Source organism: Clostridium estertheticum subsp. estertheticum (assembly GCF_001877035.1).
GTDB classification, from domain to species: Bacteria; Bacillota; Clostridia; order Clostridiales; family Clostridiaceae; genus Clostridium_AD; species Clostridium_AD estertheticum.
On sequence record NZ_CP015756.1, the window covers coordinates 432,165 to 448,007 of the forward strand.

Annotated in this window: 14 protein-coding genes and 2 pseudogenes; 14 read left to right on the forward strand and 2 right to left on the reverse strand. The window is 30.6% G+C overall.

Annotation, left to right across the window (positions count from 1 at the left end):
* Window positions 1-90: 90 nt before the first annotated feature.
* From A7L45_RS02090 to A7L45_RS02110, 5 genes and pseudogenes are all read left to right on the forward strand, one after another.
* Window positions 91-498 (forward strand): annotated as a pseudogene (locus tag A7L45_RS02090) (response regulator); the annotation flags it as partial.
* 73 nt (window positions 499-571) lie between these two features.
* Window positions 572-784, forward strand: a complete 213-nt coding sequence (locus A7L45_RS02095) for a hypothetical protein (RefSeq protein WP_071611236.1) — start codon at window positions 572-574, stop codon at window positions 782-784.
* Between the two features lie 339 nt (window positions 785-1,123).
* A complete protein-coding gene (locus tag A7L45_RS02100) occupies window positions 1,124-1,780 on the forward strand; it encodes a response regulator transcription factor (RefSeq protein WP_071611237.1) in 657 nt (218 codons plus the stop codon).
* Window positions 1,781-1,783: 3 nt separating this feature from the next.
* Window positions 1,784-3,232 (forward strand): sensor histidine kinase, encoded by a 1,449-nt coding sequence (locus A7L45_RS02105; protein ID WP_071611238.1) that lies wholly within the window; start codon window positions 1,784-1,786, stop codon window positions 3,230-3,232.
* Entirely contained in the window at window positions 3,222-3,944 is a 723-nt protein-coding gene (locus tag A7L45_RS02110; RefSeq protein ID WP_071611239.1) for a hypothetical protein, read from the forward strand. The genes A7L45_RS02105 and A7L45_RS02110 overlap by 11 nt, the downstream gene beginning before the upstream one ends.
* Before the next feature lie 86 nt (window positions 3,945-4,030).
* On the opposite strand, the pseudogene A7L45_RS02115 reads toward A7L45_RS02110, so the two are convergent.
* Together A7L45_RS02115 and A7L45_RS23425 are read right to left on the reverse strand one after the other, a co-directional pair.
* Window positions 4,031-4,315, reverse strand: a pseudogene (locus A7L45_RS02115) (IS3 family transposase); the annotation flags it as partial.
* 113 nt (window positions 4,316-4,428) lie between these two features.
* Window positions 4,429-4,725: a tyrosine-type recombinase/integrase gene (locus tag A7L45_RS23425; protein WP_207647753.1), complete on the reverse strand. Its 297-nt coding sequence runs from the start codon at window positions 4,723-4,725 to the stop codon at window positions 4,429-4,431.
* 573 nt (window positions 4,726-5,298) lie between these two features.
* Here A7L45_RS23425 and A7L45_RS02125 point away from each other — a divergent pair.
* From A7L45_RS02125 to A7L45_RS02165, 9 genes are all read left to right on the forward strand, one after another.
* Window positions 5,299-6,213 (forward strand): polysaccharide deacetylase family protein, encoded by a 915-nt coding sequence (locus A7L45_RS02125; protein WP_071611241.1) that lies wholly within the window; start codon window positions 5,299-5,301, stop codon window positions 6,211-6,213.
* A gap of 137 nt (window positions 6,214-6,350) precedes the next feature.
* On the forward strand, window positions 6,351-6,704 hold the full coding sequence (locus tag A7L45_RS02130) for a hypothetical protein (RefSeq protein WP_071611242.1): 354 nt from the start codon (window positions 6,351-6,353) through the stop codon (window positions 6,702-6,704).
* A 126-nt stretch (window positions 6,705-6,830) separates the two neighbouring features.
* Window positions 6,831-7,505 carry a response regulator transcription factor gene (locus A7L45_RS02135; RefSeq protein WP_071611243.1) on the forward strand — a complete coding sequence of 225 codons (675 nt, stop codon included), beginning with the start codon at window positions 6,831-6,833 and terminating at the stop codon, window positions 7,503-7,505.
* 1 nt (window position 7,506) lies between these two features.
* On the forward strand, window positions 7,507-8,523 hold the full coding sequence (locus A7L45_RS02140) for a sensor histidine kinase (RefSeq protein ID WP_071611244.1): 1,017 nt from the start codon (window positions 7,507-7,509) through the stop codon (window positions 8,521-8,523).
* A gap of 160 nt (window positions 8,524-8,683) precedes the next feature.
* A complete protein-coding gene (locus A7L45_RS02145; RefSeq protein WP_071611245.1) occupies window positions 8,684-9,451 on the forward strand; it encodes an ABC transporter ATP-binding protein in 768 nt (255 codons plus the stop codon).
* Window positions 9,444-11,432, forward strand: coding sequence for an ABC transporter permease (locus A7L45_RS02150; RefSeq protein WP_071611246.1), 1,989 nt, complete (start codon window positions 9,444-9,446; stop codon window positions 11,430-11,432). The genes A7L45_RS02145 and A7L45_RS02150 overlap by 8 nt, the downstream gene beginning before the upstream one ends.
* Before the next feature lie 215 nt (window positions 11,433-11,647).
* Window positions 11,648-12,085 (forward strand): MarR family winged helix-turn-helix transcriptional regulator, encoded by a 438-nt coding sequence (locus tag A7L45_RS02155; RefSeq protein WP_071611247.1) that lies wholly within the window; start codon window positions 11,648-11,650, stop codon window positions 12,083-12,085.
* A 107-nt stretch (window positions 12,086-12,192) separates the two neighbouring features.
* Window positions 12,193-13,926 carry an ABC transporter ATP-binding protein gene (locus A7L45_RS02160; RefSeq protein ID WP_071611248.1) on the forward strand — a complete coding sequence of 578 codons (1,734 nt, stop codon included), beginning with the start codon at window positions 12,193-12,195 and terminating at the stop codon, window positions 13,924-13,926.
* The gene (locus A7L45_RS02165; protein ID WP_071611249.1) at window positions 13,919-15,796 is read left to right on the forward strand and encodes an ABC transporter ATP-binding protein; all 1,878 of its coding nucleotides are present in this window, start codon (window positions 13,919-13,921) and stop codon (window positions 15,794-15,796) included. Before A7L45_RS02160 ends, A7L45_RS02165 begins: the two co-directional genes overlap by 8 nt.
* Window positions 15,797-15,843 lie beyond the last annotated feature (47 nt).

Below are 15,843 nucleotides of genomic sequence, written 5' to 3' on the forward strand. Positions count from 1 at the left end.
TTCTTAAGAAGTGGATTTTAAAGGTTGTGTTTAGCATCCATCAGTAAAAAACTTGACTGAAATACATACGACATTTAGTATAGTAAAGGCATGTGTAAAATATTAATTGTAGAAGATGACCCAACTATATCAAGTATATTAAAGGATCAATTGTGTAAATGGGGTTACGAGGCAGAAGTTATTTCTGATTTTAATAATGTTATAGATGAATTTATAAAATATGATCCACAGCTGGTGATTTTGGATATTACCTTGCCTTTTTATAATGGCTTTCACTGGTGCACAGAAATTAGGAAAATATCAAGGATTCCAATAATTTTTGCGTCTTCCGCCAGTGATAATATGAATTTGATTATGGCTATTAATATGGGAGCTGATGATTTTATTGCCAAGCCTTTTGATCTAAATGTAATAGTTGCAAAGATACAGGCCTTGATTAGGAGGACTTATTCTTTTCAAGGACAAGTAAGTATTTTAGAAAGTGATGGAGCTGTTCTTATATAGAAAACAGCTTGCGAAAACCGGTGTGGATAACATTTTAGCTAAAAAATAGTTAGCAATTACAGCAAATATGAAATTAAGGACAAGTCTAACTGACGTAGCCTTCGCAGTGACAGATTCAGAACTATTGTCTGAATTAGGTTGGAATATATGGGATAATGACAGAGATTTAGAAAAGGGTCTTTTAGAAGAAGGTACTATGCGAAATATGATAAATATGAAGCTAAAAAGTAAAGTTCTAAAAGAGGGCAATATTATTATCAATGATAGAGGTTTTATTTAAAGATCTGTAACGAATACAAATAAAAAAGTCGATACTTATATACCCGCTAAAAAGAATATGTAGATCTAATAGCTTGCGTAGTACATGATACAAAGGATGATGAGTATTATGTTTTCATGACAACAGATGTAGAAAAAACAGCGAAACAAATAATAAACACTTACGAAGTTAGGAAACTTCTTGAACCAACCTTGGATTTAGTATAGCTGGTTTTATTTGTTGGTTTTAAATTACGAATTGAAGTTCTTATTATATAAATGGTTTACAAATCTAATTGATAATTATTTATATTAATAACTTTGAATAAATAAAATAATAATATTACTGGAGGCGATATATGTGAATCAAAAAATTCTAATAGTAGAAGATGATTTAGCAATATCAAACTTAATCAGGCTAACTTTAAATATAGCAAATTATGAAACTATAGAAGTTTATGATGGATTAGAAGCAATTAATATAATCGAAAATAAACAATTCGATTTGATACTATTGGATGTTATGCTTCCCAATGTTGATGGGTTTGCTATAATGGATAAAATAAGATACTTAGGTATTCCTGTTATATTTCTTACCGCTAAAAACTCAGTTAGTGATAAAGTAACTGGATTAAAATCAGGAGCAGAAGATTATATTGTAAAGCCATTTGAGGTTCTAGAACTGTTAGCAAGAATTGAAACTGTGCTTAGAAGATATGGAAAAGCTAATGATTTTTTGGAGTTTAAAGATATTAAAATATATTTAAAAGAAAGAATAGTTAAAAAGAGTGGTCAAATAGTAGATTTAACTCTTAAGGAATTTGAACTATTATGTATATTGGTACAAAATAAAAATATAGCATTAACTAGACATATACTGTTAGAAAGAATATGGAAATTTGATTACTTTGGAGGAACTAGAACTGTTGATATGCACATAGGTTCAATTAGAAAAAAATTAGACCTAAATGATAATATTAAGACGGTTTATAAAATTGGATATAGGTTGGAGGAATAATTGATGAAGTTTTGGCAAAGAATATACATTTTCTTTTTGACGTTATTTATTTTAACCTTTAACTTTGCAGGGATTTTAATAATAGAAAAGATTCATAATGAAACATTAAAAAGAGAAGTAGATAGAGGTTTAAGTGAACAGTTGAGTATTTATTCAGGGGTGAATTTAAGTATTCCTGTGTATGATACTTTAAGGATGTATTCCCGTAATATCAGCTCTGATAATGAAATTTTAGCTAATGCTATAAAAGATTATTATAAAGAATACAATGATAAAAATGTTTATGTAGAGATTTTGGATGCAAATAATAAAATTGTATTTAGTAATATGAATTTTAAAATGCCTGATAAAAGAGAGGAAATCGAGTCACTTCAACCAGATACAAGACAATATATAATGAAGGATATAGGTGATAAATCATATATATTCATATCAAATCTGATAAATATAAAAAATAAATCGTATAAATTTACTTATGTACGAAATATTTCAGAAATTTACGAAGAAAGAAAAAGCCAGTATGTTTTCTTTTTTAAATTAAACGTAGTAGTATCTTTAGTTTTCATGGTGTTTATGTATTTTATAAGTAAATATATAACAAAGCCAATCCAGAATCTTATAGAAGCAACTAAAAGAATAATTAAAGGCAACTTTTCCGAAAAGGTAGAAATAAAATCTAAGGATGAATTTGGTGTGCTGGCAGAGAATTTCAATATAATGGCTGGGGCTGTTGGGGAAAAAATAAGTGAATTAGAAAGAAATAATAATGAAAAACAGAGGTTTATCAATAACTTGTCTCATGAATTAAAAACACCATTAACTTCTATAATAGGGTATGCAAATTTACTTCGTACCACCAAATATAATGAGAAAATTTTTATAGATGGTCTTGGTTATATATACAAAGAAGGAAAGCGGTTAGAGGAATTATCTTTTAGGTTAATGGATTTAATAATATTAAAAAAAGAAGAGTTTAAGCTGCAAAATGAAAGCATAAAAAACATTGTTTTTGAAGTGAAAGGGTCATTGCTACCAAAACTTATTGAAAAAAACATAAACTTAGTAATAGATGATAATGATTTTGAAATGATGATGCAACGTGAGTTAATGAGTGTATTACTATCTAATCTTATAGATAATGCTATAAAAGCTTCCAAGGTCAAATCAGAAATTCACATTGGTATTAACAAATACAAATATGAAGTTGAAATAAAAGATTATGGCATAGGGATTGCTAAGGATCATATAGATAAAATTTTTGAACCTTTTTATATGGTGGATAAAGCAAGAACTAGAGCAAATAATGGTGCCGGATTAGGTTTAGCAATATGTAAAAAAATATTGGACATTCATAATGGATGCTTTGAAGTTGAAAGTGAAATAGATAAAGGGACTTCAATTAAATTAATATTTAATAATAGTAAAGGGGGTGGAACCTCTCATGAAACATAAAACAATACTTCCTATATTATTAATTTTTAGTATTTTTTTAACTTCGTGTGGAGATTTTAATAGCATAAAAAAGAATCAACTAGTAGTTGAAAAAATTGGTAAAAAAGTTACAGCTACTTCAAATATAGTGAATGATAAAAAAATCTTAACAGAGGAGGAAGCAAAATTAAAAACTCTAGAATATATAGAAAAATATTTTAATGTGAAACTTTACCTGTCAGAGATTGAAAGTAATGTTAGCTTCATTAGCTCATCTATGGTAAAAAAAGATTCAAGTCTAATAACTCAAAGTAGTTATTCAAAAATTCAATTGAAATATAGTAACTCTGTATTAGAGAACGGTTTATATTATGTAGAATTTTTTACAAAAGCAGTAAAACAAGCACAAGATATAAATTCCACATACTTTTCTATGAAAATAGATGCAAAAACAGGAGAATGTATAGAGTTTAATAATTATTATAAGGATTTTTATGGCAAACCTTCTTTAAAAAACAGTATTGATATAAACGGAGCAAAAATAATAGCAAAAGGATTTATTTTAAAAAATAATATTGGTAATATTAAAAATGTAAAGTTCCTTTATCAAATAGTAGGATATCAAGAAAGCTACAATTTAGTATTTGGGGACAACGACGCAGGTGCTAAGAAAGTAATGATTTATATTGATAGAAACACTAAAAAGGTATTCGGTTTTTCAATAGGCCACTGAAAAAGTCACTTTTGAGTAAAAATACAACGTAGTAATACGGGTTTTAATCTGTACCCTTTGTCAAGGACAATTTGCAAAAAACTATACTAATTATTAAGATGGTTTCTGTATTGAACAGGAGTCATCTTTTTCAAATCCCATTGATATCTATATCTATTATAATAGATCATATATTTTTTAATTTCTTTCTTTAACTCTACTAAATTTTGACACTCTTTTATGTTTGCCTCATCTTTGAAATGACCGAAGAATGATTCCTGTGGAGCGTTATCCCAACAGTTACCACGCCCTGACATAGATTGTCCTAGTCCACAATTTTTAACGAGTTTTTGAAAGATTGGACTTGTATAATGACATCCTTGATCTGAATTATACAGAATTCAGTATAATTCAGACTATACCGAAGAAAAAACTATGCCGAAGATTCATTGAATATCATGTAGTTATACTAATAAGCGCTTATTCTTCGGCATAATTTTTTGGATTAATCAAGTGAGAAGAGTGCTTTCTTGATTTCATCTTTTTTCCACAGTTTATATTCGTTTTTAAGACTTGGTGTTGCTTTTTTCATTGCATCGCTCATCATTTCAAGTGTTGCAAAGGCATAGAAGCCAGATGTTGTCGACATACTCTCATGACCAAGCAATTGCATAATGAACGGAAGTGGAACTCCGTTTTTATATAAATCCATTGCTTTTGTTTTTCTGATGAGATGACAATGAACATTTCCAGGTACATCACTGCAAGTTTTTCTTGCATTATTTGCGGCAGCTTTAAGCACTAAGCTGATGCTGTCTGTTGAAAGGCTGTGAGGTTGGGCCTTCATTAGCTTCTCGATGGAATTCTTTTAGATATATCGCCAAATGCTTTACTGTTTTTTCCATCAGTGGGACATTTCTGATTTTACGTCCTTTTCCAATAAGTGTTACATATGGATTTGCTGTTTCAAGATGCAACGAAGAAAGATTCAACTCAGCCAATTCCTGCATTTTCAATAAAATGATAGTTTTTCAGTGGCTTCGTTTTTAATATGAATAGTTGTAAAATGAAACAGAACCAATAAAACTATGTAGAAATACTAAACCATCATCTTTTATTTACAAATACTTTACAACTATTAACAACTTATAATATATTGTCATAATATAATTAAATATATCAGATAAACCATTAAAAGAAAAAAATATGAAAAATCTGTTGGGAATAAGAAGAAAAAGGCTATTTATATTCTTACTGATCAGGAGTTTTATAAGTATCAACAGCGTGGTAAAAAATATGAAATACAAGTTAACACATTGTTGATAACTATAAGCGAAAAAATAATTAATGTTTAAATATAACTAGGGGGAAAATTATGATAAAAGAAAGCAAGAAATTTAAGAGAAGAAGAAAAATAGTAGCTATAATGTTTATTATATTATGCAGTTTAGTTTATACAAGATATGCATATTCTTATAAAATGGAGGTTAAAGCCAAAGAAAATCATGTATTACAGGTTAAGGCGCAGAGGGTATTGGAAAAAAGTAGAGAAGAAAAGGCGGCTAGTGCAGCTATAGAACTAAGGGCTAGAGTCGCTAATGCTGCAAATACTTATGATATACAAAAAATATCGGACATAGCTAAAGGTAAAGGCGTTAAAGACGGCAAGAAAATCGCGTTTCTTACTTTTGATGATGGGCCATCTACTACTGTAACGCCCAAAGTACTAGATATACTAAAAAATAATAACATTAAAGCAACCTTTTTTACTCTTGGAAATGCTATAGAATCTAATAATTCAAGCAAAGAGCTTATAAAAAGAATTGCAAAAGAAGGACATGCTTTAGGAAATCATGGTTATAGTCATGATATGAAAATAATATATCCTCATAACAAGCTTGACGTAAATGTTTTTATGGCTGAAATAGAAAAAACTAACAATATTCTAGAAAGTATTTTAGGACAAGATTTTAATGCCCGAGCAATAAGAATGCCAGGGGGTTATATGTCTAGAGTGTACTACCATGATCCTAATTTGACTGAGTTGAATGCCAAGTTAAAAGAAAAAGACCTGTATAGTATAGATTGGAATGCATATGTTTTCGATGCTGAGGGTAAAAAGAAAACTTCACCTGAATTAGTAGAAGCATTTAAAGAAAATGTAGGTACACAGGAAAAAATAGTAGTATTAATGCATGATACATATGGTAAGGAAAGTACGGCAGAAGCATTACCTGAAATTATAGACTATCTAAAAACAAGTGGATACGAATTTAAAATTATAAAATAATTTTAGTATCTTTGTATTAGTAATAAATTCAGAAATTAGAGGAGTATATAAATTTTTTTACATGCTTTATTAAGGAAAATAGGTACACTAGTAGCAGAAGCTAAAATAGCTGATCTTAAAGCAAACGAAGACGAAAAATGGCAGAAGTTGAGGAAGAAGCAGCAGTAAGCATTGCTGAGAAATCAAAAATGTATGTAGATGTTACTAAAGCAAATGAACTTATACAAGCAGTTAAAAATGCTACAAAACAAGCAGAATTTAGTAAGCGAATATCTAACATTAATATATTAGATGAAATAGTATCAAAGGGAAATAATACATTTAAATTAACATCATATGATATTTCATTAGATGATTTTATTAGCAAAGAAATGAGAAATACTCCAGCAGCTACCATTGGAGGCAAGTGGCTTTATGCGGCAATAAAGGATGGAAAACTTGGGTATACATCAGAAGGTAACAAGACATGGGTTAATTACTTATATATATAATCAGTTTTAAATCTGTATTATTTTTAAAGGTTGTGTTTAGCATCCACCAGTGAAAAACTTGACTGAAATGCATATGACATTTAGTATAGTAAAGGCATGTATAAATAATGTCAAAGGGTGATGAATATGTATAAAATATTAATTGTAGAAGATGACCCAACTATATCAAGCATATTAAAGAATCAATTGTGCAAATGGGGCTATGAGGCTGAAGTTATTTCTGATTTTAATAATGTTATAGATGAATTTATAAAATATGATCCGCAGCTGGTGATTTTGGATATTACCTTGCCTTTTTATAATGGCTTTCACTGGTGCACAGAAATCAGGAAAATATCAAGGATCCCAATAATTTTTGCGTCTTCCGCCAGTGATAACATGAATTTGATTATGGCTATTAATATGGGAGCTGATGATTTTATTGCCAAGCCTTTTGATCTAAATGTAGTAGTTGCAAAGATACAGGCCTTACTTAGGAGGACATATTCTTTTCAAGGACAAGTAAACATTTTAGAAAGTGATGGAGCTGTTCTTAATTTAGGAGAGCTGACGCTTACCTATAAGAATAATAAGTTGGATTTAAGTAAAAATGAGTTCAAGATATTACAGATTCTTTTAGAAAACAAAAACAATGTGGTTTCTCGTGATGATATTATGAGGAAACTGTGGGAAAGTGATAGTTTTATTGATGATAATACTTTAACGGTTAATGTCACTAGGTTTCGAAAAAGGCTAGAGGATATAGGGCTTAAGGATTTTATTAGGACGAAAAAAGGCATAGGATATACAGTGGGTGATTAAGATGGGAAAAAATTATGTTTGGACTATTGTAATTTCCTATTGCATGGATAAAATAAAAACAATTATTAAATTTTTGGTTTTTATAATGATATTTTTCATTGTATATTCGTTATATCATCTTCCAGTAGAGCCTATTTTATATGCAACCTTATTATCAGCTACATTAGCTTTTTTATTTAGCATTTATGATTTTAAGGTATATTATGATAAGCATATGAATCTTCAAGATATTCTCAGTGGGATACAATTTGAACTAGGTAAGATACCAAAGGCTAAGACTTTAATAGAAAAAGACTATCAGAGTATTATTACAACTATATATAAGGAAAAATCAGAAGTACTATATAACACTGACAATAAATTAAGCGAGATGGTTGATTATTATACAATGTGGGCACATCAAATAAAGACCCCGATTGCTGCTTTTTCTATGATTATTCAATCTATGCAGGTAGGCACGGAAAAAAAACTTATGGAGCAGGAGTTATTTAAAATTGAACAATATGTAGAGATGGTGTTGCATTATATAAGGCTAGGGAATTTGTCCTCTGATTTAAAATTAGAGCTATATTCACTACATGACATTGCTTGTCAAACCGTGAAGAAATACGCGGCTACTTTCATATATAAGAAGATTTCACTAAATTTGAAGGAATTTGATTGCAAGGTAATAACTGATGAAAAATGGATTACATTTGTGCTAGAGCAAATCTTATCTAATGCATTAAAGTATACAAAAGGCGGCAGCATTTCGATTTATATAGAGGGGGATTTAGAGAAAACCTTAATAATTGAGGATACTGGCATAGGAATAGCGCCAGAAGATATTCCAAGGGTTTTTGAAAGAGGGTTTACAGGGTATAATGGCAGAATGGACAAGAAATCAACAGGAATAGGATTATATTTATGTAAAGAAATTATTACAAGATTATCCCATAAAATATCTATGACCTCAGAAATAGGAAAAGGAACAAAGGTAGCTATTGATTTTCTTACAGATAAAATAAATATAGAGTAGCCTTACGCAGAGGTAAGGATTAACCTTACATAGATGTAAGGTTAAAGAAGGAAGTGTAAGCTTAAGTTAAGGCAGAGCATTCCTTTTTTTTATATAATTAGTTTGTAAGTTAGTAAATAACATAAATTAATTTCCTAAAGTAAAAATTGGAGGGGTCAATATGGTATTAGTAGAAGTTAAAAATTTAAAGAAGATATATTCAACAAGATTTGGGGGTAATAAGGTTCAAGCTTTAGATGATGTTTCATTTTCAGTAGAAGCTGGTGAATATATAGCTATTATGGGGGAATCAGGATCAGGCAAAACTACATTGCTTAATATATTGGCATCACTTGATAAGCCTACAAGTGGAGAAGTATTATTAGAAGGAAAAAATATTGTTAATATAAAGGAGAGTGAAATATCTGCCTTTCGTAGAAATCATTTAGGTTATGTATTTCAAGATTTTAATTTGCTAGATACATTCTCTATAAAGGATAATATATTCCTACCACTTGTGTTATCAGGAAAAGACTATAAAGAAATGGAGAGCAGGCTACAACCAATTGTAAATAAGCTAGGAATCAAAGATATATTAGAAAAATATCCTTATGAAGTATCAGGAGGACAAAAGCAAAGGGCAGCAATAACTAGAGCTATTATTACAAATCCAAAATTAGTTCTTGCAGATGAGCCGACGGGTTCATTAGATTCAAAGTCCGCAGGTGAGATTCTAAAATTATTCTCAACTATAAATAACTTTGGTCAAACTATCCTTATGGTTACACATAGTACAATAGCTGCAAGTCATGCTAGTCGTGTTCTTTTTATAAAGGATGGAAAGCTTTTTAATCAAATTTATCGTGGAGCTATGAGTAATGATGAAATGTATCAAAAGATCTCAAATACACTAACTCTGTTAACTACAGGAGGTAGTGAAAATGAATAAATCCTTTTATTTTAAATTTGCTAAGACTAACTTAAAGAAAAACAGCAAAACTTATTTGCCATATATATTAGCTTGTATAAGTGCAATTATCATGTTTTATACCATGGATTGTATAGTATTAAACGAAGGATTAAATAAGATTAGAAGTGCAGGTTCATTAAAAATGATTCTGAAATTTGCAATTAAAGTCATTGGATTATTTTCTATAGTATTTCTATTTTATACTAATAGTTTTTTAATAAAGAGAAGAAAAAAGGAAATAGGGCTTTATAATGTGCTTGGAATGGAAAAAAAGCATATTGCCAAGGTTCTTTCTATTGAGACGGTAATAGTAGCTATTATTAGTTTAGTTTTAGGTATTTTAGGTGGAATTATAGTTGGAAAATTAATGTTTTTAATATTAATAAATTTAATGAAACTGGATATTACTATTTCATCTTCATTTTCAATATCAGTACCTGCGATAATTCAAACTATAGAATTATTTAGTATGATTTTTGTAGCTACTTTAATAGCAAATCTTTTACAAGTTAAGATTACAAATCCTATTGAATTACTAAAAGGTGGGCAAAAGGGCGAAAAAGAACCAAAGGCATCTTGGATATTAGCTATTTCTGGTGTTATTGAATTAGCTGTTGGATATGGCCTTGCTATGTATATAGAAACACCATTAAAAGCATTTAATATATTTTTTATAGCAGTAATTTTAGTTATTGTTGGAACCTATAGTACTTTTACATCTGGAAGTATAGCACTTTTGAAGATGTTAAAGAAAAATAAGAAATTTTTCTACAAAACAAAGAATTTTGTTTCGGTATCTGGAATGATCTATCGTATGAAGCAAAATGCTGTAGGTCTGGCTAATATTTGCATTTTAAGTACAGCGGTATTACTAACAATATCAACAACTATTGCTTTATATGCTGGACAAGAAAGCAGCTTAAAAATTACTTATCCATTAGATGTATCAATATCTATAAGAAATGCAACAGCAAAAGAAAAGGATAAAGTAGCAAATATAATAAAAGAAGCAGCTGCTAAGAATGATGTAACACTAAAAAATCAAGTAGAATTTGATGATAAAGAATTAATGACATTACAAAATGAAAATTCATTCAAAATTGCTAATAAAGCAGATAATCTATCTTTTATGAGTGATATAAAAAGTATACATCTTTATACCTTAAAAGATTATAACAAAATGGAAGGTAAATCTGTAGCTTTAAAAGATAATGAAGTACTCATCTTTTCAGTTGGTAAGGAATTTAATTATGACTCTATTGTTATAAGTGGTAAGGAGTTTAAAGTGAAAGAGAAACTTAATAACATAAAGATAGCGAATAAAAATAAAAATAACTTAACAGATGAATATAGAATTGTAGTTAAGGATATGAATACCTTAAAGGATATCTATGAACAAAAGAGCACCAATGAATTAGCGAATGCTACTGATAGTATTGCATTTGATATTGATGGTAATAAAGAAGATACTATAAAATTATGTAATTCATTAAATAGCCATATAAATTCTGTGAAAAACAGTAGTTTTAAAAGCATTTATACAGATAGAGAAGATTTTTATATATTTAATGGTGGATTCATTTTTATTGGATGTTTTTTAGGACTATTATTTACAATGGGAACAGTTTTAATAATTTACTATAAACAAATTTCTGAAGGGTATGATGATAGCGAAAGATTTAAAATCATGCAAAAGGTAGGTATGAGCAAGAAAGAGGTTAAAAATACTATAAACAAGCAAATACTTATGGTGTTTTTCCTTCCATTAGCAGTAGCGGTAATCCACATTGCAGTTGCCATCAACGTTGTATCTAAACTATTAACTTTGTTTGGTCTATTTAGTACCAGTACGTTAATACTTTCAATAGCTGGCACTGTTGTAATCTTTGCAGTGTTGTACTCTGTAGTTTATGGACTTACAGCTAAGACTTATTATAAAATTGTGCAGCAAGAAAATTAGATAATAAATTGGAGGAGCTAAATGCAAGTTTAGTTGCTCCAATAATTATTTTTTGTGAAAATTATGAAAAAAGTATTTTAAAGGTAAAGTACAGACTCCATCAGTAAAACCCTCAGATAATTATATAACTGCTAATGTAATTTTTAATAAAGTTTGACAATTGCAGTATCAAGTATTAAAATTGTTAGTATACTAACATAATGGGGAGGCGTTTTATGGATCGTTCAAAGGCCATAGGATTTGTAGTAAAAACACTTTCTAATCAAGTGAAACGACAAATTGATATTAGCGTTTCGAAATGTGAGATTGATGGCATAACAGGAATGCAGTGCTGGATCATTGGTTATCTTTGTGATAACGTAGATAAAAGAGACGTTTTCCAAAAAGATGTTGAAATTGCGTTTAACATTAGGAGATCTACAGCTACTGTTATTTTACAACTTATGGAAAGAAATGGATTGATAACTAGGGAAGCGGTGTCTTGTGATGCACGATTAAAAAAACTTATTCTTACTGAAAAAGCTTTCGATATTCATCTAAAGATAGAAGCCCAAATTATTCAAGTAGAACAAAAAATTGCGAAGGGTTTAACAAATGAAGAAATTGAAACTTTCCTTCGACTTGTGAACAAAATTTCAAAAAATATAGAATAGGTAACTATCTTGTTAGATATAGGCAGACGGTTATTTTTTTTGCTGTGTTGTTAGTTACCTAACTGTATGGCTATTGACAAATATTAATGTATGGAGGTTACCAAATTATGATTAAACGACTTGCAAAATGCGTAGGTGAGTATAAAAAAGACACCATCCTTGCGCCCGTTTTTGTAACATTTGAGGTTATTATGGAGGTTATAGTACCTTTCTTAATGGCACAAATTATTGATAACGGAATCTCAAAAGGGAATTTAGGTTACATCAGTAAAATGGGTATTGTACTAGTGATGTGTACTATATTTTCACTTTTTTTCGGTATGCAATCAGGAAGATATGCAGCCAAAGCATCTGCAGGATATGCAAAGAATGTACGGCGAGAAATGTATTACAATATACAGAGTTTTTCATTCTCGGATATTGAAAAATTTTCAAGTGCAAGCCTAGTAACTAGGTTAACTACAGATGTGACTAATGTTCAAAACTCCTACCAGATGATTATTCGTATTTTAGTACGAAGTCCATTAATGCTTATTTTTTCTTTGATTATGGCATTTAACCTTAATGCAAAATTAGCTTTAGTATTTCTTGTAGCTATCCCATTTTTAGGATTTGGGCTTTACTTAATTATTACCAACGCCCATCCTATTTTCGAGAAAGTATTCCGTACCTACGACCATCTAAACAATGTTGTACAAGAAAACATAAGTGGTATTAGAGTTGTAAAATCTTATGTTCGTGAAGAACATGAAAAAAGCAAATTTGGAGAGGTATCTACAAAAATCTATAGTGATTTTTCAAAAGCAGAAAAATTATTAGCTTTTAACAGTCCACTCATGCAATTTACCATGTATACATGTATTCTCCTAATATCTTGGTTTGGTGCAAAGATGATTGTAGGTTCAACTATGACCATAGGTCAATTAATGAGTTTATTGGCTTACGCTGCACAAATTTTAATGAGTTTGATGATGCTTTCAATGGTTTTTGTCATGATTACAATTTCTCGTGCTTCGGCAGAAAGAATTGTAGAGGTTCTAGATGAAAAAAGTGGGTTGCATAACCCAGAGCAGCCGATTTATGAAGTGCCTAATGGCTGTGTGAATTTTGAAAATGTAGATTTTAGTTACACTGATGACAAAAACAAACTTTGCCTTAAAAAAATTGATATCTCTATCAAGGCTGGTGAAACCATTGGTATCATTGGTGGTACTGGAAGTGCAAAAACTACTTTTGTTCAACTAATTCCTAGACTTTATGACGTATCAAGTGGAAATATTTTAGTAGGTGGGGTAGATGTGCGTAAATATGATATACAAGCCTTACGTGATGAAGTTGCCATGGTTCTACAAAAAAATGTACTTTTTTCAGGAACAATCAAAGAGAACCTTAGGTGGGGAAATAAAGATGCTTCGGATGACGAACTCATAAGAGTGTGCAAGTTAGCACAAGCGGATGATTTTATTGCGAAATTTCCACATAAATATGACACTTACATTGAACAGGGAGGTTCCAATGTTTCTGGAGGGCAAAAGCAAAGGATTTGTATTGCACGTGCACTGCTAAAGAAACCTAAAATATTAATTCTAGATGATTCTACTAGTGCTATAGACACGAAAACGGATGCTCTAATCCGAATTGCATTCAAAGAGGAAATTCCTAGTACCACAAAACTTATTATAGCTCAGCGTATCTCCTCGGTGGAGGATGCCGATAAGATAATTATAATGGATGCTGGTAGAATAGATGCCATAGGGACTCATGATGAACTTTTAAAAACCAATAAAATCTATCAAGAAGTCTATACTTCACAGATGAAAGGGGTAGAGACAAATGAATAATAATAAGTCCAAGCCTAAATCGAATGGAAAAACCATGAAAAGATTATTTTCATATGTTACAAGTACTTATAAAATACACTTTATAATTGTTATCATATGTATATTGTTTAGTGCTCTTGCAGGGGTGGGGGGGTCACTTTTTCTTCAAATAGTGATTGATGATTACATTACTCCGTTACTTAAAGTTTCAAATCCTGTATTCTCTGGACTTCTAAAAGCTATACTTGTGATGGCTGGTATTTATTGTATTGGTGTTGTGTCGACATTTCTCTATAACAGATTAATGGTAACCATAGGCCAAGGGGTACAAAAGAAAATTAGAGATGAAATGTATTCTCATATGCAAACTCTGTCTATAAAATATTTTGATACTCATTCACATGGTGACATTATGAGTCGCTATACTAATGATATAGATACCTTAAGGCAGATGTTATCTCAAAGTATCCCACAGATGTTTTCTTCTGCAATTACTATTGTAAGCGTATTTTTGGCCATGATTTATGTCAGTTGGCATTTAACTGCGCTTGTAATTATAATGGTGGTAGTTATGCTATTTATTACTGGGAAAATTACTGGGAGGAGTTCTGAATTTTTTATTAAACAGCAAAGTTCTATGGGTAAAACAAATGGATTTATCGAGGAAATGATTAATGGACAAAATGTGGTTAAGGTGTTCTGCCATGAGGAAGATTCAAAAGAACAGTTCGATCTTCTAAACGAGGAACTTTGTAATAATGCTACAAAAGCAAATAATTATGCAAATATACTTATGCCTATTATGTCGAATTTAGGTAATCTTCTTTATGTCTTGGTTGCCATTGTTGGAGGAGTTTTAGCACTAAGTGGAATTGGTGGGTTAACCCTAGGGGCTATTGCCTCATTCTTACAGCTTAGTAAAACCTTCAGCATGCCTATTGGTCAAATCTCTCAACAACTCAACGCTGTTATTATGGCACTGGCGGGTGCACAACGTATTTTTGAATTGATGGATGAAGAATCCGAAGAGGATGAAGGTTATGTAACACTAGTAAATGCTAAATATGAGGGCGATATTTTATGTGAAACTGAAAATCGTACAGGAATATGGGCTTGGAAGCACCCTCATGAAGATAGTACTGTTACCTACACTAAATTAACAGGAGATGTGCAATTTTTTGATGTGGATTTCGGTTATAATGAAGAAAAAACTGTATTGCATAATGTAAGCCTTGATGCACATTCTGGTGAAAAGTTAGCGTTTGTTGGTGCTACTGGTGCGGGAAAAACCACCATAACTAATTTGATTAATCGTTTCTATGATATTCAAGATGGTAAAATCCGATATGATGATATCAACATTAACAAAATTAGAAAAAGTGATTTGCGTCGTTCCCTTGGAGTTGTGCTTCAAGATACAAATTTATTTACTGGAACCATTATGGAAAATATCAAATATGGCAAGCTTGATGCTACGGATGAAGAAATTTATGCAGCTGCAAGGCTTGCAAATGCTGATGGGTTTATTTCCATGATGCCAAAGGGTTATGATACTATTTTATCAGGAGACGGATCTGGGTTATCACAAGGTCAAAGACAACTATTGTCCATTGCAAGAGCTGCTGTTGCTAACCCTCCAGTTATGATTCTTGATGAAGCCACTTCTAGCATCGATACGCGTACAGAGGCGATTGTACAAAGAGGTATGGATTCACTTATGCAAGGTCGTACGGTATTTGTAATTGCTCATAGGCTTTCTACAGTGAAAAATGCTGATGAAATTATGGTACTTGATGAAGGCCGAATTATTGAATGTGGTAACCATGAAAAGTTAATATCAGAGAAAGGAAAGTATTATCAGCTCTATACTGGCGCCTTTGAACTTGAGTGAAATATTTACTATTAGACCACCGATTTAATAATAATCGGTGGTTTTAT